This window comes from Hyphomonas beringensis, from assembly GCF_000682755.1.
In the GTDB taxonomy this organism is placed as follows: Bacteria; Pseudomonadota; Alphaproteobacteria; order Caulobacterales; family Hyphomonadaceae; genus Hyphomonas; species Hyphomonas beringensis.
This window is the reverse complement of the sequence record NZ_AWFF01000025.1, coordinates 32,879-51,920: the sequence shown is the minus strand read 5'-3', so window position 1 is coordinate 51,920 and position 19,042 is coordinate 32,879. Positions and strand designations below refer to the sequence as shown.

Sequence of the window (19,042 nt, the reverse complement as noted above, 5' to 3'; positions counted from 1 at the left end):
TTTGTCATGCATTGAAATCGGGGCGCTCAGGCCTTGGCCCAAACACACAGGAGCGGCCTGTTAAGGTCAATTGAAGTTTTCGTCATCGCCCAAGTGCAGTGCAATTACACACGCCGCCAGGTCGACCCGCCTGCACCATCCATGATTTCAATGCCTTCTGCGGCCAACTGGTCGCGAATCCGGTCTGCTTCTGCCCAGTTTTTTGCAGCCCGCGCATCAATCCGGGCCTGAACCAGCGCATCGATTCGCGCATTGCCGTCATCATCGCCGCCCTGCTCCCAGGCTTTCGGCGTCAGCGTCAACAGGCCGAGCAGTTCGCCAGCAGCCAGCAGGTCCGCGCGGGCCTCGGCCATTGCGGCGTCATCCTTCTGGTCGGCCGCCGTGTTCGCCTCACCCGCCAGACGGGACAGCTCCGCCAGAGCGACCGGCGTGTTGAGATCATCCTGCAGGGCGCGTAGCACGCCCTTGTCACGGGCCTTGCCGCCTTCCGCGTCCCATACCCGACGCAAGGCGCCATAGATGCGGTCCAGAGTTGTCTTGGCCTGTTTCAGAAGGTCCTCTGTCCAGTCCAACGGCGCGCGGTAATGCCCGCTCAGCATGGCGAAGCGCAGCACTTCGCCGGGCCAGGCTTCGAGCAACTCATGCACCAGCACGACATTGCCGAGCGATTTCGACATCTTCTCCCCGCCCATATCGAGGAAGCCATTATGCATCCAATAGCGGGCCATCTGCTGGCCATGGGCGCATTCCGATTGCGCGATCTCGTTCTCATGATGCGGGAATTGCAGGTCGATGCCGCCGCCATGAATATCGATCGTCTTGCCAAGATGCTTTGCCGCCATGGCCGAGCATTCGATGTGCCAGCCGGGACGTCCCCTGCCCCAGGGGCTGTTCCAGATCGCATCTTCCGGCTCACCTGACTTGGCGAATTTCCAAAGCGCAAAGTCTGCCGGGTCACGCTTGTCTTCATCGACAGCAACACGGGCACCGGCTTCATTGTCTTCCAATTTACGGCCGGACAGCTTGCCGTAATCCGGCATCTGTTTCACCGCGAACCAGACGCCTTCCTTGCCGACATAGGCATAGCCCTTGCGGACCAGCTTCTCGATGATCTCAATCATTTCGCCCACATGGCCTGTCGCCCAGGGTTCAATACTCGGCGCCAACACATTCAAGGCCGCCACATCCGCATTATAGATGTCAGCAAACTTTTTGGTGATGACAGAGATCGGCTCGCCGCTCTCCTGGCTCGCCTTGATGATCTTGTCCTCAATGTCGGTGATGTTACGCGCGTAAACGACCGCATCCTTGCCATAGGCATGGGATAAGACGCGGCGCAGCACATCAAAGGTAATCGGCGGGCGTGCATTGCCGATATGGGCATAATTGTAGACCGTAGGGCCGCAGACATACATCGTGACCCGCTTGGGATCCTGCGGCTCAAAGACGCGCTTTTCGCGCGCGGCGGTGTCATAAAGGCGGATTGTCATCTGATGATCGCTCGGTTTTTGTAATCTGCGCTATCGCTGGCTGCACATGTATATAGCCAGCCCTAATGGCGGGTTGAGGCCTTAACGGCAACAGCAACAGGCAGGACAGAGGGCAAAACGCACATCAAACATGGCGTTCCGATAGCATTCTGCAGTCATTACGCCAAGTTCATTGGGATCCATTCACGCTGGGTCACCGTAGAAATCGCTGGAAACAGGGCTTTTCGGTCATTATGTTCCACTCATCGCCCTGAGGGTATCAACTCCGGGCGGGCGTTAAGTCCGGGCAGGGGAGCATATGCTTTCCCAGACCAAGCCTCGGCTCGACCCCCGTCCCTCAGTCGAAGGAAACTTCTATTATGGCCATGGACGCCATCACTCCCAAAAAAGACATGCCGCGCACTGACCCTGTTAAACGTCCGTCTGTTGAAGAGGCCGAAGAGGCCGTACGGACCCTTATTGCATGGGCCGGTGACGATCCGCGCCGCGAAGGCCTGCTCGATACGCCCAAGCGTGTCGTGAATGCCTACAAGGAATGGTTCTCCGGTTACGAGGAAGATCCGGTAAAGTATCTTTCCCGTACCTTTGAAGATGTGCAGGGCTATGACGACATCGTCATGCTTCGCAATATCGAGGTTGAGAGCCATTGTGAGCATCACATGGCCCCGTTCCTCGGCAAGGCCTATGTCGCCTATATGCCGTCGGAAGCCGTTGTGGGCATCTCCAAACTTGCACGTGTCGTGGAGATTTTCTCCAAGCGCCTGCAGACGCAGGAGACCATGACCGCCCAGATCTGTGATGCCATCACCGAAAGCCTGGCGCCGATGGGCACAGCTGTTCTGATCGATGCCGTCCATGAGTGCATGTCCACACGCGGCGTTCACCACAAGGATGTCAGCACGATCACAACGCAGTTCACAGGCGTGTTCAAATCTGATGCGGATCTGCGCAACCGCTTCCTGCGTATGGCTAACCACGGCTAATCGGCGCGCGTTCTGATTTACAAAAAACCCCGGTCCTGACGGCCGGGGTTTTTTAGTGCCTAGTCTGCCGTGTCCGCTGGTCGGTTGCGTTCCAGCCAGCTGAGTATGTCGGCTAAAACCTTGTCCGTGCCGGGCTCGTCCACAATCCAATGGGCGTTGTCCTTGTATTCCAGGAAGTCTCCCGCAACCGGACTCTTCGCATATTTCGCGCCAACCTTCCGCACTGCTTTTGCCGGCGTAGCGCGGTCTGCTGTGGCCGCAATGGTGAGGGTCGGAATCTTGATGCGGGCTTCATCAATCTCGATCCCGTCGGTGATGTCACCATAGACCTTGCCGGAATCGTAGACTGCCTCCGCATAGATCTCTTCATGCCTGCGGCGGGGCACCTTGTTCAGCACGCCAAAGCGAAAGCCTGAACGCCATACCTTGTAGGCCTTGCTCCGGTCGCGCCCGAGCAGGATATTCAGGAATGTATAGGCCACAGGCAGGGTCACGGCCGCGCAATCCTTGGGCTGGGCCGGCGTCAGGAACACGGCCTGGCTGACCAGTCCCTTCTCTGCCAGGCACTGAGCGATCAAACCGCCCATGGAGTGGCCGATGACAGCAGGCGCACTGCCGGTTTCGTCGGTCATGCGCTCAGCCTCTTTGGCCATGGCGGAGATGTAATCGTCCAGACCCAATTCCGGTAGGTCGGCTGGCGGAGACTCTTTAAGGCGCTTGTCCGGAAACAGGGTCGGCGCCTCGCACTGCCAGCCAGCGGCTTCAATCCCGGAACGCATTCTGTCCCAGACATCTCCGGTACAGCCAATGCCGTGGATCATCAGGAGCGATTTTGTCATGCCAGTTCCCCCGTACCCAGACCTTATCCCTGCGCGGCCTTGTAGCCGCTGACGGGTTCGGTCCATGGCTGAAATCTCTGTACCACTTCAGAATAGACCATACGTTTGAATGGCACGACCAGAGCAGGAACTTCTTCCAGCCGGGCCCAGCGCCAGGCATCGAATTCCGGTGTGTGACGGTCCAGCCTGACATCACTGTCTGAGCCCTTGAAGCGGAAGGCAAACCATTTCTGGCGCTGGCCGATATAGGGCCCGCCCATACGCTTCTTCAGGTCTGGTGGAAAATCATAATAGAGCCAATCAGACGTCTCTTCGAGAACATCGACCAGCTTTTCAGGCACGCCAACTTCTTCTTCCAGCTCCCGCAAGCCACCGACCAGCGGAGTTTCCCCCTTGTCGATACCGCCTTGCGGCATCTGCCACTGGAAGGCCCCGCGGCCATTGATGCGTCGGCCAATAAAGACGTGCCCCGCCTTCGAAAAAAGGGCGAGACCGACATTAGGGCGATAAAGCTCGGGGTCCGGGGTGTTGATCGTCACCCTTCAGGGTTTACCGCAGCCTGGTTCAGGCTTCCAGTCTGCAGACGCTTTCCTTCGCTCATTTCTGCAGGAATTACAGAGGTAAGCGCAGAGACCGGCGCCAGGACAATGCCGCGGCTGTTGAGGTCTTCCGCCCATTCCTTGACGGTCTGGATTGTCACCGGGAAGGCATAGCCCGCGCCCATGGCTGCGCCATGTTCCTTGGACTGGGTCTCCAGCGCCATCAGTTCCGCACCAATTTCAGCGGCGGTCAATTTGGCGTCGATGGTGGAATTGGCGCGAACATATTTCATCTGATTGCGCGCGGCGACCTTGTCGAACTCGCTTTCCTGAAAGCTTGCGTCTTCCACCAGGGCCAGGCCCCGGTCACGGATGACTTTCATCATCGGGCCAACAGCCCCTGGATCATCCGCGAACTTGGCGCCCTGATAATTGATTACGCCGAAATAACCGCGTCCCTTGGCCAGAAGCCGTTCAATACGCGGCAAATTACGCGCGCCCGTATCGCCTGCCAACAAAGTCTGCGGGTGCATTTTCATGCGGCCATAATCATAAGCTTCCATCGGAAGCTCGATCAGAACTTCGTGACCGCTGTCGCGCGCCTTGTTGATCCAGTACTGGATATTGTTCGCATCCGGAGCGAAAGAGAGCGTCACCTCAGGCGGCAGCTCCTCTATCGCAGACCGCGTGTGCGTCGCATTGATGCCCAGTCCGCCAACGACGAGGGCGATGACCGGCTTGTTTTCCGGATTGTTGAAGGGACGCGCATAAACATCAGACGGCGCTTTGCCGCTCTCTGAAATGCGGGGAAGGTTCAGGCCGTTCACCCGCTCGGTCATGCCTTTGACAGGTGCTGTATCCAGGGAAACCACTTTGGACACTTCCCCATAGGACTCGCCCGGGCGCACCATTGTGCCATTGATCCGCACACCCCCCTTATCAGACTGGGCAGCAGCTGGCGCAGAGGAGCCTGTGTCTGCGGCCGGCGCGGACAGGTCAGCATATTCGACGCCGAGGCTCGGGTCATCCCCGCTGGCATTCTCACCCGCATCTGCCACGACAATTGTCCCAGCCGTCACAGCGGCCGGGGCTTCGCCTTTCAGGCGAGCCTTCAGAGCTGGTGTTTCCTCTGGGCCTGTTTCGAACAGGGCCAGATTCTGACGCGGGCCAGCCTCTGCCGGATTTCCGGAAAAATGAATCCCTACTCCCAGGCTTGCTGCCAGAACCCCGAAGACAAGCAGGCTCAGGCCTGCATGCGCGATTCCCGTGCGCAAGGGAGACGGATCGGCATCCCTCCGGTAAGCCATTGATTGACCTCATTCAGGCAAATTGAAGAATTCTGAACGATCAGAATTGCATCCAAATGGTTAACAGGGAGCAAAGAAACCGTTAACCCGCACGCCTCATTGCACTTGCCGTGACAGTGCCTTCCTCGAGCATGTCGATAGCCCGTTTCAACTGATAGTCTTCGCCATCCCAATCTTCCGGCGGCTGCTCATCAGGCATGGTCATCTCGTGACGCTTTTCGCCGTCTTCATTGGCCAGCGCATGGGGAAGGTCAGCTTCAGACCAGCGCTTGATCTTGGCCAGTTCCTCTTCCGTCAGACGGGCATTGGTGATCTCGATATCTGGCTCGATACCCAGTGCCTGAATGGAGCGCCCAGCCGGGGTGTAGTAGCGCGCCGTCGTCAGCCGGACAGCGCCGCGATCTGCGCCCAGCGGAATGACCGTCTGGACAGACCCTTTGCCGAAGCTGGTCGTGCCGATCAGCGTCGCGCGGTGACGATCCTGCAGGGCGCCAGCGACAATCTCGGATGCCGAGGCAGACCCGCCATTGATCAAAACAACCATTGGCACGCCTTTGAACACTTCGCCCGAGCGCGCATTGTAGCGCTCCATGTCGGAGATGCGGCGCCCTTGTGTGGAGACGACTTCGCCGCCTGACAGGAACATGTCGGAGACAGAGACTGCCTGATCCAGAAGTCCACCACCATTATTGCGCAGATCGATAATCAGACCGCGCGGACGCGAGCCCGTCGCCTTGGCAATACCCTCAACAGCCTCTTCCAGCAGAAGAGTCGTGCGGTCATTAAAGGTGGAGATACGGATATAGCCGATATCGTCTTCTTCCATCTTCCAGGTTACAGATTTCTGTTGAATGACCTCGCGGGTCAGCGTGACATCGAAGGGGTCCTCCCCTTCCCGCAGGATGGTGATGTTGATGTCACTGCCCTTTTCACCGCGCATTTCCTTGACGGCTTCATTCAGGGTCAAGCCAATGATGGGCTTGCCATTAATCGCAGTGATCAGGTCGCCAGGCTCAATTCCGGCACGGCTGGCAGGGGTTTCATCCATTGGCGATATGACTTTCACAAAGCCATCTTCCATCGTCACTTCAATGCCAAGGCCGCCATATTCGCCGCTGGTCTGCACCTGCATGGAGCGGAAATCATCGGGATCGAGATAGCCGGAATGCGGGTCCAGGGAGGTCAGCATGCCATTGATGGCCGCCTTCATTGCGGACTTTTCGTCAATCTCGGTGACATAGTCCTGACGTGCGCGAGCAAGAATTTCAGCAAACAAATCAAGCTGCTGATACGTGACCATACGCGGATCTTCAGGCTTCTCGTCCGGCGCGGCAAAGGCCGACACCCCGACTGCTGCGCCACCCAAAACAATTCCGAGGGCAGCCCCCGTCAGAAGTGAACGCATATTCCAATCCTCCGTCATGCTCACGGCCTTAACTACGGCCCGGCAACCAGTCTGCCGGATTCATCACCTTGTCGCCAAGCCTTAATTCCATATTTAATTCAGGCTCGGGAGCCGCGCGATCCGGCATTCGGCCAACGGGTTCTCCCGGAGAAACGCTTTGGCCTTCAGTGACATAGATCCGGCTCATTCCAGTAAGAATAACATGGTAGCCGTCACTCGTCCGCAAAATTAACATTGATCCATACGTCCGGAAGGGTCGGGCATACTCGACCGTCCCGCCGACAGGCGCCGTCACCTGCGCGTTTCCACGCGTTGTGAAGGTCACCCATTCCGCCTTGCCGCCTGTTGGAAGTTTTTCACCAAAGGATCGCAGCAATTTGCCTGCAACGGGCGGTTTCAACGCGCCTAGCACGGCTTTGCCGAGCGGCCGCGCGGAAGAGGTCTGGGCCACAGCCGGCTTTGCTGAGGGCTTTGTCTTGGGCGAGGCCGCCACCTGGCGCGGGCGCGTCGCCGGCTTTGTGCCCGGCGCGGAGGGGGCATTGGATTCCAGCGCGGCCAGCAGCTCCCGCAGGGTACGGGCCTCAGCGCCAAGTTCGGCAGTTCGCGCCTTGAGACTGGCAATGTCGCCGGACAGATCCTCAAAATTCCCCCGCTTTGCGGCGGCCAGCTTCTCGATCTCGACCTGCTTCAGCGCCAGCGTAGCCTCGGCTGCTTCCAGCTTGGCTTTCTCGCCCCGGATACGTCGCTCCAGATCATTCAGCCGATCAATCTCTGCTGACAGGGTTTCCGTCCGCGCAGCCAACCGCGGCGTTGTCTCGCTCATCAGGATGGCCCGTCGGATCGCCGTATTTGCCTTGCCCGGGGATACAATCAGTGCCGGGGGCTTTCGCCTGTTGGACGCTGTAAGCGCGCCCAGCAGGTCTTCCAGGGCCTGGCGATCCTCCAGCAGGCTCATCTGTGCAGCAACGCGGCGCGTGCCAAGATCAATGAGCTGCTTTTCCGCCTCTGAGGCCTGCTCTTCCCGGCGCTGGGATTCCATCGCGGCAGAAATCAGCTGGGAATCGATATTCTTGAGATCCACGCGGGTTTCTTCGCCGGCTGCCTGTAACGCAGCGAGTTTCTGCTCGGCAGCGCGGCGCTCTGCTTCCAGCGCATCCAACTCTTCCCGCGAAAAGGTGTCCGGCGCCGCCGCAGTCAGGGCGAGCGCCACAACAGACACGAAAAGGGACCGATACTTCCAAGGCATTCCGCTCTTATGCCAAGCGGTCATGACCTCAAGATTAACCAAGCGCCTCAAGCTGCTGCTGGAGCGCTGCAATTTCATCTCTTGCAAGGGCGCAAATCACACCGTGCTCTGCCACCTGAAAGGCGGGAGCCTTTACAAGGAAATGCGCAATCATGCCGAGAGAGGTAAGGCTGTCGACACAGAGCGTTGCCGGACGGCGCGCATCCGCTCCATGGACAACCTCATTACGATAGGCAGCCAGCCTCCGGGCTGCTTCCAAATGTGACAGCGGCACATCAAGACGCTCTGGTGGCGCAAGATATTGCTCGGACCTTGTCCGGCGCAGCAACATGGCCAAAGGCGCCACCCTGCCCGGATTGGCAGGGTCCAGCACATCTTCCTGCGCGGCCGTTTCATAGGCTGAAAGCGCCGAGATGGCCGACGCCTTCAGCGCGGTCACCAGCCCGACAGCAATCCAGCGCCAGCGTTCAGGATCTTCGCCCGCAAACATCGCCTCACGGCGTGCCAGCTTGAGCCCTTCCAGACTTGTCAGGAGGGCGGGACGTATCCTGTCCTGCGCCGACAGGGTCAGTCAGCCCCTTGCGTGCTTTCAGCATCTGCAGCTTTGCGGAAATCCCAGCCCGTCTCGGCTGCGATATAACTGAACGCTGCGTACACCGCGATATTCTGGCGGAATTCTTCCGGATTGATCTTGTCGAACGTGTCATCGGGCGTGTGGTGATAATCGAAATAGTCGCGGCCATCCTGGCTGGGCGTCACGACGGGTACACCAGCCCGGCGCAGAACGCCGACATCAGGGCCACCCCCTGCTTCATTATTGCCTTCCGCAACACCGACCTTGGTCAGCATGGCCTTGATCGCATCGCCATAGGGCTTGGCGCCTTCGCCAAAGCGCGTCTGAAATTGCCAGACCCGGCCTGCCCCGAAATCGCTCTCAGCGGCCAGAACGTGCTTATCCAGGTCATCGCCATGCTGGCGGGCATAGGCATCGCCGCCGAAAAGGCCGACTTCCTCAGAACCGTACAGAACGACACGGATCGTACGGCGCGGTTTCGCCGGCAGCGCATCAATCAGCTTGGCCGCGCCAACCACGATACCGCAGCCTGCGCCATCATCGATCGCGCCCGTGCCCAGATCCCAGCTGTCGAGGTGGCATCCGATAAGCACAATCTCATCCTTCAGGTCCGTCCCCTCGATCTCGCCGATCACATTGCCCGACGGCGCTGCTTCAGCAGACTGCACGCCAATGTCCAGCTTCACGCGAACATCGCCGCGCTCCAATAGACGGCTTAACTGGTCGGCGTCCGGCGCAGACAGCGCGGCGGCAGGCAAGGCACCAAGGGCCCCGTCGCGCGACATGATCCCAGTATGCGGAATGCGGTGGGATTGCGTGCCGACAGACCGGATCAGGCAGGCGACAGCCCCCTTCTCGGCTGCGGCCTTGGCACAGCCGCTACGTTTGCGCACAGCCAGGCCATAACCGCTGCCATCCTGCGTCTTGTACATGAGCTCGTCGATATAGGCGATCTTGCCATTCAGGCTGCCCGCAGGTGCGGCTTGCAGGTCGCTAAGGGACTCAAAGCGTACGATCTCTGCCTCAAGGCCACCTTGCGGTGTTGCCTTGCTGCCGCCAAGCGCCGTGATCACCAGGGGCTGGGCATTCGGGCCGACGACCTCCGCAATCTCATGCGTGCGCGTCCAGTAAGGAATGGAGAAATCCTCGACGTGGACATTCTGGAAGCCAAGCTGCTTCAGCTCATTCACGGCCCAAGTGCGAGCCCGGGCCTCTGCAGGGGAGCCGGCCAGACGCGGGCCAATCTCGGTCGTCAGGTCTTCAACGAATTGGAGGCCCACCGTATCAGACGCGGCAGCGTCCATCAGGGCTTCAGCTGTCTCGGAAACATCCTGCGGCAGCGCGCTGCCTGTCTCAGCGAGCGCAGGCGCCGTCATCATGGCCGCCAGCGCTACCAGACTACCCAGTCTCAATCCGTTGCGTCTCATGCCGTATCTCCTTCAGCCAATATGGCGGCAGATAATCAGCACTTGCCCCGGATGAACAGGCCCGGAGGCGGAAGTTCTGCAGTCAGCCCCAGGGCAGCCAACAAACCCGCCCAATCAGCCGCGCCGCGCACGCCACTCATCGGCGCTCTGCCCATAGACATCCCAGGTCATCCCTTCAAAGGGCGGGGGCGTGTCCATCTTCTGCATAAACTGGCTGCCAAGACGCTTTGCCACGCGCATGGAGGCCTCGTTTTCCGGAAGGATGGTGTGAATGATTTCGTTCCACCCCAGAATGTCGACGGCATAATCCATCGCCGCAGACGCACCTTCTGTCGCATAGCCCTTGCCCCAGGCACTGCGAACAAGGCCCCAGCCAACTTCCGTGCCGGGCCAGCCATGTGGGCACCATGGCCCAAGCCGACCGATCCACTGGCCGGATGCTTTCTCAATGACGGAGAACATTGAAAACCCACCAATCGACCATGCACCCGTCATGGTACATATGGAGCGCCACGTCAGCTCAGGGCCTTGCGTGCCACCGAGGTGTTTCATCACCTCTTCATCGGCATGAAATGCCACCCATGAGTCAAAATCCTCCGCCCTGGGTGGGCGGAGGATCAGACGTTCCGTCTCAAGTGTCGGACCGATAGCCAAAACGGCCTCTCCTATTTCAGGCCTATTTCAGGGAGGAGTCGATGTCCTTACAAGCATCGACCAGGCCGCCAACGGCTTCAACAGACGTGTTGAACATCTCTTGTTCGGCGTCATTGAAATCGAACTCGACGATTTTCTCTGCACCCTCTGCCCCGATCAGGGTAGGCACGCCTACATACAGGCCGTCCACGCCATATTCACCCTGACAGAAGGCTGCGGCAGGGAGCACGCGCTTCTGGTCTTTCAGGTAGGATTTTGCCATGGCGATGGCGGACTCCGCCGGCGCGTAATAAGCAGAGCCGGTTTTCAGCAGAGCCACGATCTCCCCGCCGCCTTTGCGGGTACGGTCGACGATGGCGTCCAGTTCTTCCTGAGTCATCCAGCCTTGCTTGACCAGCTGCGGCAGCGGCAGGCCGCCAACCGTGGAGTGACGCACCATCGGCACCATGGAATCGCCATGGCCAGCCAGCGTCCAGGCGTGAATGTCGGCAACGGACACGCCGGTCTTCTCGGACAGGAAGTAGGCAAAGCGGGAGCTGTCCAGCACGCCAGCCATGCCGACCACCTTGTTCGCCGGCAGGCCGGAGAATTGCTGAAGCGCCCAGACCATGGCGTCGAGCGGGTTTGTGATACAGATCACGAATGCGTTCGGGGCGTGGGCCTTGATGCCTTCGCCAACGGCTTTCATGACTTTGAGGTTGATGCCCAGAAGGTCATCGCGGCTCATGCCCGGCTTGCGCGGCACACCTGCGGTAACGATGCAGACATCTGCGCCTGCGATATCTTCATAGGCGTTTGCGCCCTTCAGGCTGACCGAGGAATTATAGACCGGGGTCGACTCTGCGAGGTCAAGCGCCTTGCCCTGCGGCAGGCCTTCGGCAATATCGAACAGGACGACATCGCCCAGCTCTTCACGTGCTGCAACATGGGCGAGTGTGCCACCAATCATACCGGAACCGATCAGGGCAATTTTCTTGCGGGCCATCCGTCTAAACTCCTTGCTTTGGGTGAGATCCAGAAACTGGGCGGAGGGTTAGCCGAGCGCAGGGTTTTGTGCAATGCGCCAAAAAGTAAAGCCCCGCCACAAGGGCGGGGCTTTGTCCTTCAGATCCGGTGAACTGCTAGTCTCGGGACAGCAGCGACAGGAGTGTCGTGAAGATATTGTAGAACAGGATGAAGAAGTTGAGGGCGCCCCAATTCGTCATCACGGCAAGACCGCGGGCATCCCCTTCCATCGCAAAGTAGGACCGCTTCAGGTTCTGCGTGTCATAGGCCACCAGCACGCCGGAGATCGCCAGGACACCGACAGTGATGGCAATTTCCATGAAGCCGGATGGCGGGAACAGGAAGCTGAGCAGGGAGACACCCACAATGCCCCACAGCGCGAACACGGCAATCACGCCGATCGGACGCAGGTCACGCTTAGTCGTATAGCCATAGAGCGACAGGGCCCCAAAAGCAGACGCTGTCAGGAAGAAGGCCTTGGCGATGGTGACGAAGGTCGGGCTCATGCTGGCCCCTGCGCGGGTTGCGCCCTCAATGCTGCCGGAGGCCATATAGAACCAGACCGACAGGCTAAGGCCCAGCAGGGTCACGATCGTCCAGTACAGGATAGCCGTTCCCAGCGGAGACGGATTGCGCATCGCAAACGCCGAGATGAAGATCAGGGCGATTGGACCGAACTGGACGACATAAAAGAAGGGAGACGCCAGCACCAGCTGCGTCAGGGCAGGCACCATATTGGTCCCCACCACGAAAGCGAGCGCCCCGGCCAGCGCAATGCCAAGGGCGAGTTTCTGGTAAACGCCCAACATAAAGGCCCGCAGGCCGGCATTGACGGATGTGTCCATTGCGCCGGCACCAACAGGCTGCGAATAGGCACGATTAAAGTCGTTCATAGGTTCAGAACCCTTTCTGTCTTGAAGGCAGCTTTTCTTGGTCTGCCACATTGACTTGGAATATGGTCATTTCAGGCGCCATCCGCAAGAAAAACCGGACTTCATCTTGACGCACCAACTGCACCAATCGCGTGAGAAGCGAACACCCTGAGCGTGATCAGGCTGTGGATAAGATCGCCTGTGCGCAATAAACTTCCCCGCCTAAGCAGGAAATAAGGTGAATTTTCCGCCGATATACTACTTAAGGTGGTTAGCGGGGCTGGAGTTTAGGATTGACTCGGACCTACCCGGGGTTAATTTTTGAAATCTGGTGAACTTCCAACAGTGGGCGCACCAAACAATGAAGGGGATGACAATGGCAGACGCATCAGAATATGCGGATAATATCAAAAAATATGCAAACGGTTACAATCAGGCCGCAGCAGAGAAAATCGTAGGACATCTGGGGATCGCCCTGCGCAATCGCGACAGCTCTCTCGTGGCCTGCTCCGATTCCGGTGAGTTGGACCGGATTCGGGAAAAATGGTGCCGGGGAAAGCTGGGCCTCGCACACACGCAATCCGAACTCGATGCAGCCATGAAGGCTGTTTGCGACAAGATGAGCGCGGAAGGGGGCACGAAATCCCGTGTCACCTTCTACTACCTTCTGGCTGAACATTTCGGCAAACTTGAAGCGCTGGCTGGTTGATCCAACCCGGCATTCATGAAAGTCCTGAAACCCGGCCCTGGTGCCGGGTTTCTTCTTTTCCGCCCCCCCCCAAACCCGCGATCAGCATGTACAGATTATTCGCCGCCCTTCCCATTCCGCAGGAACTGCATGATGGCCTGACAGACCTTCAGGACGGTTTGGACGGGGCGAGTTGGCGGCCCGAGGAAAACTTCCATATCACGCTACGCTTCTTCGGTGAGGTGACGCACACAACCGCGCGGGATCTTGATGACCTGCTGGCGACCATTCGCTGCAAACCGTTCGAGATATCCCTTGAGGGCGTCGGCTGGTTCGGTCGGCGAGAGCCAAGCTCCGTCTGGGCCCGTGTTCGCGAAAGCGACGAATTGCGTGCCCTGTCCGCCCAATGCGAGCGCATTGCCCGGCGGATGGGCCTGCAGCCAGACCGTAGGCCATTCACGCCGCATGTCACGCTCGCCTATCTGCACGGTACACCGCTGGAAGACGCACGGCGCTGGGTCGAAACCCACCACGCCTATCGCAGCGGCGCCTTCTGGGCGGAAGGCTTCCACCTCTATTCAAGCCATACCGGTAAGGGCCCCAGCCGCTACGTGGCCGAGGCAGACTATGTTCTGGAATAAGTGATCAGACCACGGCTCGTGGAACATACCGCGCCGGACTAAGTGGAGCGCAAGCTCGTCATGGTCTGCACGGCCCCGAAAAGAGACAGGGAACCAAGCCGACGCGACGATCGTTGGGGGATCAAAATTAGCGCGTGAACCTATTCATAAAAAAAGAGACTTACATGCCACTCCTGCGAATTGACATGATCGAAGGCCGCTCGGAAGAGCAGATTCAGAGCCTTCTGGATACCATCCAGAGCTGCGTCGTCGGCGCCTTTGGCGTCCCTGAGTCCGACCGCTATCAGATCGTTCATGAGCACAAACCAGGCCGCATGGTATTTCTTGATACCGGCTTGGGCTTCACGCGCAGCAGCCAGGTGGTTTCGATCCAGTTCTTCACCAGTCCCCGAACGCATGTTGAGAAGATGAAAGTCTACCGCCTTCTCTCGGACCGCCTCGAGAAGGTGTGCGGTCTCAATCCGAACGACCTCCTGATCTCGGTCTTTACCAATCGCGAAGAGGACTGGAGCTTCGCCCAGGGCGAGGCTCAATATGTAACCGGAAAGCTGCCATAAGAGGGCCTCTCGCAGCGGGGAGCCGCTGCGGCGGGTTCGTCAAACAGGGCTGAGACCGGCTTTTCCGGGAGAGCGTGAAATGGTGCCGCTAAGGTGACTTGAACACCTGACCCCCGCATTACGAATGCGATGCTCTACCAGCTGAGCTATAGCGGCATATCCATTTCAGAGCCCCGCCTAATACCGGCAGAGACCATGTTTCGCAAGACGCTTTTGTCGCTTTGCGGCTGCGCATTGCAGCAGGCTCAATCCTCGTCGGCCACATAATCGAGTGGCGGCACCACAGGACCATCCGGTGCCTTGGGCGGCGTGACCTTGTCGTCGTCCGGTGCCGGCAGGGCCATCACACGCCCGGCCTCCAGTTCGCGCCCGAAAGATTCATAACGCGGGTGCACCAGATCCCCGACATCGCCGAACGCATAGACCATGCGGCTCCAGTCTCGTGTCGAATAGTCGAACGCAATGCCTTTGGGATCTATGTCAGACCAGTCGGGCTCCCGCGAGGCAGAGACTGCCATCCGGCCCCAACGCTCGGCTTCCTTTTTGTCACCATAGCCTTTCAGGGCGCGTTCCATCAGCAGGCAGAGCCGGGCGGTCGGGTTCTCTTCCACCAGAAGAGCCAGCGTCTTGATGGCATCGGTCCAATCCGCCTTGTCCATGGACAACTCCGCCGAGAGAATCCGGCTCTCGCGGTGGGTGGGGTTCATGTCGATCAGGCTCTTGAGGCGCGCCGCTATGTTGGCGGACGTATCCTGTGGCACAAGACGGCGGGCGAGCTGGGCCAGTGCCGGGTGTGGCCGGGCCTTCCAGCCAAGCTCCAGCACGCCCTGGGCGGCCCTTGCCTTATCGTCCGTCATCAGTTGGCGCGCGCCATGCCAGGCAGCGGGCGGGAAAGCCGGCGCGGAGCGGAGGGCCTCGGCCAATTCCTTTTGCGCTTCCAGCTTGCTCTCATGTGGCAGGCCCACGGCCCGCGCCGTATGCAGAACCGCCCGGCGGCGGCGCAGGCTGTCGCCTGTGACGAGCCCGCGCTTCTCACCAATGGAGAGCGTTTCAAGTGCCTTGGTCCACTCCCCTTTCGAAACCTGCAGATCAAACAGATTGTTGAAAGGCCAGTCGGCGGCGGACTTGATGCCCAGCGCTTCCCGGGCGCGGGCCTCTGCGGTCAATTGATCGCCTCGCTCGGCGGCGGCGGCGGCGCTGCCACGCAGGCCAGCCAATTGCCCGCCTGGCAGGCGGCTCAGCTGTCCCCAGGCGCGCTCTGCACCAGCCCAGTCATCATTGGCTTCTGCTGCGCGCGCTTCCAGTAGCAGTTTCAGCCGCTCGTCCTCGGCATGTTTGGCAGCTTTTTTGGCAAGCTTCAGCGCCGCATTGGAATCGCCTGCTTCAGCAGCAAGCAGACCTTCGGTCAGGGCAGAATTGGCCTTGCGAGTGCGTGAGGCATGGCGTGACTTGCCAATCTTGCCCGGCAAGATGAACAGGCCACTGATCAGCCACCAGACAAAGGCAATCACCCCGCCAAACAGCAGCATCAGGAAGGCCGCCAGCCCGGACTGGATGGAAATCTCCCGCTCGCCAAACGGAACGGTGACAGCCCCCGGCAGGGTCAGCGCCCACCAGACAAAGGCAGCCGATGCTGTAAACAGCAGCAGGATCAGGATAAACAGGACAATCCGGTTCATGGGTTCTTACTTATCCCCTTCAATGAGGCGCCTCTGCAAGGCCTCAAGCGCGGCTTCCAAAGTGATGCGACGGTTTGCCTGTTCGGTCCAGTCAGCCATCGCGTCTGCTGCGGGGCCTTTAAGTCCGGCGACCAGCATCGCGGCCTGGTCGATATCACCCGCCTCCACGGCCGTATTGGCAGTGTCCAAAATGGCGGCCGGGTCGCTGTCATCACCGTTCAGCTTGCGCACTTTGACCGCATCCCCGAATGCGCGGTTCAGCCAGGACAGGCGGTCGCCGGTCTCGTCAGGAATGGCCTTGAGCGCGGCAGCACGGGCAGGTTCAAAACTGTCCTGCAGAGCAGAGACGGTGGGGGCGCCAGTGGACGCGATCTCTCCCAATTGGCGCACGGCCGGGTCAGATGGCATCAGGCCAAGCAAGGCGCGATATTCAGATTCGAATGCGCCGCCCCGGCGCGACGCCGCCTCTATGGCAGACAGGGCGCGGGCGATCCGGGCGGACTCGCTGGCAGCTTCGGCCTCGCTGCGCGCATTCTGCTCGCCGCGTCGCATATCCTCGACCAGGCTGGTCAGCTTTTCGACATCCTGATTGCCTGCCAGCTTTGCCGCTTCCAGAACTGACCGGAGGGCATTCATATCCCCCTCAACCGCAGCAAGCCGTTCAGGATCAATCCCCTCCGGGCGCTGCTTCAGAGTTTCGAGACCCCGTTCCATTTCATCGAGCCGCGTTTCCAGACCCGCGACGGCACGTGTGAGATCCTGCGGGCTGACAGCCCCGGACGTGTCGACCTGTTCCAGCGCGGCAATGCGCTTCTCCAGCGCCCGAACCGCTTCACCGGCGCCAGAGGCTCCGACCTCATCCAGGCGCTCTGACAGGACGTCGAGATCTTGTTCGAGCTTTTTGACCTGTCCGCTTGGGGTACCGCCTGCGCCAAGCGCTTTCATCTCATTCTTAAGATCGGTCGCCATGCGGGCCTGGTCCCGGCTCAGCTTGGACAGCTCCACGCTGTTGTCACCCTGCTGACGCTCCAGCGTATTGAGACGTCCGGTCATGTCATTGGCTGCGTCCCAGTGCGGCGGCAGATAGCGCACACCGGCAATGCCGATCAGACCGCCCAGGCCTGCTGCGAACAGGCTGAGCACAATGGCGCCCAGCCAGCCGGGCCCACCGCCACGCGCGCGGCTTGCCTTGCTGTCTTCTTCCGGAGCCGGCTCAAAGTCGGCATCAATCGGCTCGACGGAGCTGACAGGTTCTTCCGGCGACATGTCGTCAGTCATGAATCAACTTTCCCCACAGGCGGGATTTTTACCACAGTGACACATAGTTGTATGCCAATCAAAGCTCTTGGCGAGCCTTGTCCAGCGCAGCCATCAAGGCATCCTCATTTGGCCGTTCGGCATGCAGCAGACGCTTTGCTCCCGCATCGGACAAAGGCGCAGCGGCAGCTTCAGAGATGGCGATCAGAATGCTGGTTTCGAGTGAAATTTTGTCCACAGCCGACAGAAACGCTGCCGCGCCCTTCGCTGAATGGATCAACACGATGCAATCATCGGGGGCTTGGATGGCCTGCTGCGCTTTCGCTGCCAGGTGCGCCGCTGGCACCGTTTCATACAGGGCCTGAAACCGGGCCATGCGCCCCCCTTCCCTCAGGCGGCGGACAAGGTCACCGGCAGCAGCCGAATTTGCTACATGAAGGAAGCCGCCGCTATCAGGATCAGATTTCAGGATCATCGCCGCCAGGTCTTCGGCATTGCCGTCCCCTTCGACATGCAGGCCGAACCCTGCCTCCTGAATGGCAGCATTTGTGGCGGGGCCGACGCCCCAGGCGGTCAACCCGGCAAGCTGCGCCGTCATGCCGCCCATGGCCTGCATGAAAAACCGCACGCCATTGGCGCTGGTAAAGATCAGATTGCTGACATCAGAGAGATCCGGAGCAACATCGTCCAGCTCCTTGAGCACCAGCATGGGAGAGGAAATTGCCCTAAAGCCAAGCCGGGCCAACCGCTCTGCGGTCTCGCTCGCCCCGGGCTCAGCCCGGGTCACGATGACGGGAGGCGCTACCATGTCTCTCCGAAAGCTGGCAGGCGGCCGCCCGCAGACTCGCGGATCTGCGCCGCAAGCCCAGCGCCCAACGCAGCCATCTGCTCATGCGTGGCAGATTTCGGGCATGATCCGCTGGCAGACCATTTCTCTTTTCCATCAAGTGCCAGCACTTCTCCGGACAGGAACCACTCTTCGCCCCGGTCAAAGGTGTGCGCAGCAATCGGCGTGCGACAGCTGCCATCCAGCGCTGCGAGGAAAGCACGCTCCATATAGGCCGCCGCTTCACTCTGCTTGTAATTCATCTTGTCAAACGCTTCGGCCGCATCTTCCGGCAGATCATCGCGCGCCACGACGCCGACAATACCCTGCGCGGCAGCGGGCAGCATCTCTTCCAGCGGAATGGGATGTGCCACATGCGACATGCCGAGTCGTGTGAGGCCCGCCATGGCCAGATAGGTTGCATCCGCCAGCCCCTCTTCCAGCTTTCGCATACGGGTCGCGACATTGCCCCGGAAGGTGACGATCTCAAGATCCGGTCGGCGCGCCAGCGTCTGCGCTTCGCGCCGCAGCGATGCGGTACCGACTTTCGCGCCTTCCGGCAGCTCTGCCAGAGAAGTATATTTGGAAGACAGGAAGCCCTCACGCGCATCCTCGCGTTCCGGAAAAGCGACAAAGCGCTGCCCCTCTGGCAACACTGAGGGCACATCCTTAAGGCTGTGCACCGTGACATCGACTTCGCCCCGGCTGAGCGCAGCATCCAGCTCACGGGTAAAAAGCCCTTTTCCGCCAGAATTTATCAGACGCTCTGTCGTCAGCTGGTCTCCGGAGGTCGTGAACGTCACAATCTCTCCCCGCAGCGCGCCGCCGGAATGGATTTCGAGAGCGGCCGCGACCTGCCGTGCCTGCACCAGAGCAAGGGGCGACCCCCGTGTCCCGATGCGCAAGCTGTGCTGGTCCTGAGGGCGGGTATCGTCAGAAGATATACGTGGATCAGTCATCCCCCTCCCCTAGCGCTCGAAACGGCCTTTGCCAATTGACAGAGCGCCGCGCCAAGAGATAGCGTCACTTATCGTTATTCGAGAAATATCCTCC

General features: G+C 59.7%; 19 protein-coding genes and 1 tRNA gene. 4 read left to right on the top strand and 16 right to left on the bottom strand.

Features of this window, described 5'->3' with window-relative positions:
• Positions 1 to 104: 104 nt before the first annotated feature.
• Complete coding sequence (gene cysS, locus HY29_RS03365) at positions 105 to 1,490, bottom strand: cysteine--tRNA ligase (RefSeq protein ID WP_034792220.1); 1,386 nt, start codon at positions 1,488 to 1,490, stop codon at positions 105 to 107.
• Positions 1,491 to 1,855: 365 nt separating this feature from the next.
• Here cysS and folE point away from each other — a divergent pair, with 365 nt between their 5' ends.
• On the top strand, positions 1,856 to 2,473 hold the full coding sequence (gene folE / locus HY29_RS03360) for a GTP cyclohydrolase I FolE (protein WP_034792457.1): 618 nt from the start codon (positions 1,856 to 1,858) through the stop codon (positions 2,471 to 2,473).
• 59 nt (positions 2,474 to 2,532) lie between these two features.
• On the opposite strand, the gene HY29_RS03355 is transcribed toward folE, so the two are convergent.
• The 10 genes from HY29_RS03355 to HY29_RS03310 form a co-directional block, all read right to left on the bottom strand.
• The gene (locus HY29_RS03355) at positions 2,533 to 3,312 is read right to left on the bottom strand and encodes an alpha/beta hydrolase (RefSeq protein ID WP_034792191.1); all 780 of its coding nucleotides are present in this window, start codon (positions 3,310 to 3,312) and stop codon (positions 2,533 to 2,535) included.
• 23 nt (positions 3,313 to 3,335) lie between these two features.
• On the bottom strand, positions 3,336 to 3,845 hold the full coding sequence (locus tag HY29_RS03350; protein ID WP_051601103.1) for an RNA pyrophosphohydrolase: 510 nt from the start codon (positions 3,843 to 3,845) through the stop codon (positions 3,336 to 3,338).
• Between the two features lie 2 nt (positions 3,846 to 3,847).
• Entirely contained in the window at positions 3,848 to 5,158 is a 1,311-nt protein-coding gene (locus HY29_RS18225; protein WP_051601088.1) for a divergent polysaccharide deacetylase family protein, read from the bottom strand.
• Positions 5,159 to 5,240: 82 nt separating this feature from the next.
• Positions 5,241 to 6,563 carry a S41 family peptidase gene (locus tag HY29_RS03340; protein WP_034792446.1) on the bottom strand — a complete coding sequence of 441 codons (1,323 nt, stop codon included), beginning with the start codon at positions 6,561 to 6,563 and terminating at the stop codon, positions 5,241 to 5,243.
• A 28-nt stretch (positions 6,564 to 6,591) separates the two neighbouring features.
• Positions 6,592 to 7,809: a murein hydrolase activator EnvC family protein gene (locus tag HY29_RS03335; protein WP_034792187.1), complete on the bottom strand. Its 1,218-nt coding sequence runs from the start codon at positions 7,807 to 7,809 to the stop codon at positions 6,592 to 6,594.
• A 34-nt stretch (positions 7,810 to 7,843) separates the two neighbouring features.
• Complete coding sequence (locus HY29_RS03330; RefSeq protein WP_034792185.1) at positions 7,844 to 8,299, bottom strand: hypothetical protein; 456 nt, start codon at positions 8,297 to 8,299, stop codon at positions 7,844 to 7,846.
• Positions 8,300 to 8,376: 77 nt separating this feature from the next.
• Positions 8,377 to 9,810 carry a M28 family peptidase gene (locus HY29_RS03325; RefSeq protein ID WP_155838190.1) on the bottom strand — a complete coding sequence of 478 codons (1,434 nt, stop codon included), beginning with the start codon at positions 9,808 to 9,810 and terminating at the stop codon, positions 8,377 to 8,379.
• Positions 9,811 to 9,924: 114 nt separating this feature from the next.
• On the bottom strand, positions 9,925 to 10,464 hold the full coding sequence (locus tag HY29_RS03320) for a GNAT family N-acetyltransferase (RefSeq protein ID WP_081811208.1): 540 nt from the start codon (positions 10,462 to 10,464) through the stop codon (positions 9,925 to 9,927).
• Positions 10,465 to 10,486: 22 nt separating this feature from the next.
• Positions 10,487 to 11,449 (bottom strand): malate dehydrogenase, encoded by a 963-nt coding sequence (gene mdh / locus HY29_RS03315; RefSeq protein WP_034792181.1) that lies wholly within the window; start codon positions 11,447 to 11,449, stop codon positions 10,487 to 10,489.
• A 136-nt stretch (positions 11,450 to 11,585) separates the two neighbouring features.
• Positions 11,586 to 12,362, bottom strand: coding sequence for a Bax inhibitor-1/YccA family protein (locus tag HY29_RS03310; protein WP_034792179.1), 777 nt, complete (start codon positions 12,360 to 12,362; stop codon positions 11,586 to 11,588).
• Positions 12,363 to 12,717: 355 nt separating this feature from the next.
• On the opposite strand from HY29_RS03310, the gene HY29_RS03305 reads away from it, so the two are divergent.
• The 3 genes from HY29_RS03305 to HY29_RS03295 all read left to right on the top strand — a co-directional run bounded on the left by HY29_RS03305 (position 12,718) and on the right by HY29_RS03295 (position 14,227).
• Positions 12,718 to 13,050: a DUF2853 family protein gene (locus tag HY29_RS03305; RefSeq protein WP_034792177.1), complete on the top strand. Its 333-nt coding sequence runs from the start codon at positions 12,718 to 12,720 to the stop codon at positions 13,048 to 13,050.
• Between the two features lie 86 nt (positions 13,051 to 13,136).
• A complete protein-coding gene (gene thpR, locus HY29_RS03300) occupies positions 13,137 to 13,670 on the top strand; it encodes an RNA 2',3'-cyclic phosphodiesterase (protein WP_034792175.1) in 534 nt (177 codons plus the stop codon).
• A gap of 164 nt (positions 13,671 to 13,834) precedes the next feature.
• Positions 13,835 to 14,227: a tautomerase family protein gene (locus tag HY29_RS03295; protein ID WP_034792173.1), complete on the top strand. Its 393-nt coding sequence runs from the start codon at positions 13,835 to 13,837 to the stop codon at positions 14,225 to 14,227.
• Between the two features lie 80 nt (positions 14,228 to 14,307).
• Here HY29_RS03295 and HY29_RS03290 read toward each other — a convergent pair.
• From HY29_RS03290 to hemC, 5 genes are all read right to left on the bottom strand, one after another.
• A tRNA-Thr gene (locus tag HY29_RS03290) sits at positions 14,308 to 14,383 on the bottom strand.
• A gap of 89 nt (positions 14,384 to 14,472) precedes the next feature.
• On the bottom strand, positions 14,473 to 15,906 hold the full coding sequence (locus tag HY29_RS03285; RefSeq protein WP_034792171.1) for a heme biosynthesis protein HemY: 1,434 nt from the start codon (positions 15,904 to 15,906) through the stop codon (positions 14,473 to 14,475).
• A 6-nt stretch (positions 15,907 to 15,912) separates the two neighbouring features.
• Positions 15,913 to 17,184, bottom strand: a complete 1,272-nt coding sequence (locus tag HY29_RS03280) for a COG4223 family protein (protein WP_034792169.1) — start codon at positions 17,182 to 17,184, stop codon at positions 15,913 to 15,915.
• 58 nt (positions 17,185 to 17,242) lie between these two features.
• Positions 17,243 to 17,971: a uroporphyrinogen-III synthase gene (locus tag HY29_RS03275; RefSeq protein ID WP_081811207.1), complete on the bottom strand. Its 729-nt coding sequence runs from the start codon at positions 17,969 to 17,971 to the stop codon at positions 17,243 to 17,245.
• On the bottom strand, positions 17,965 to 18,948 hold the full coding sequence (gene hemC / locus HY29_RS03270; protein WP_051601087.1) for a hydroxymethylbilane synthase: 984 nt from the start codon (positions 18,946 to 18,948) through the stop codon (positions 17,965 to 17,967). Before hemC ends, HY29_RS03275 begins: the two co-directional genes overlap by 7 nt.
• Positions 18,949 to 19,042 lie beyond the last annotated feature (94 nt).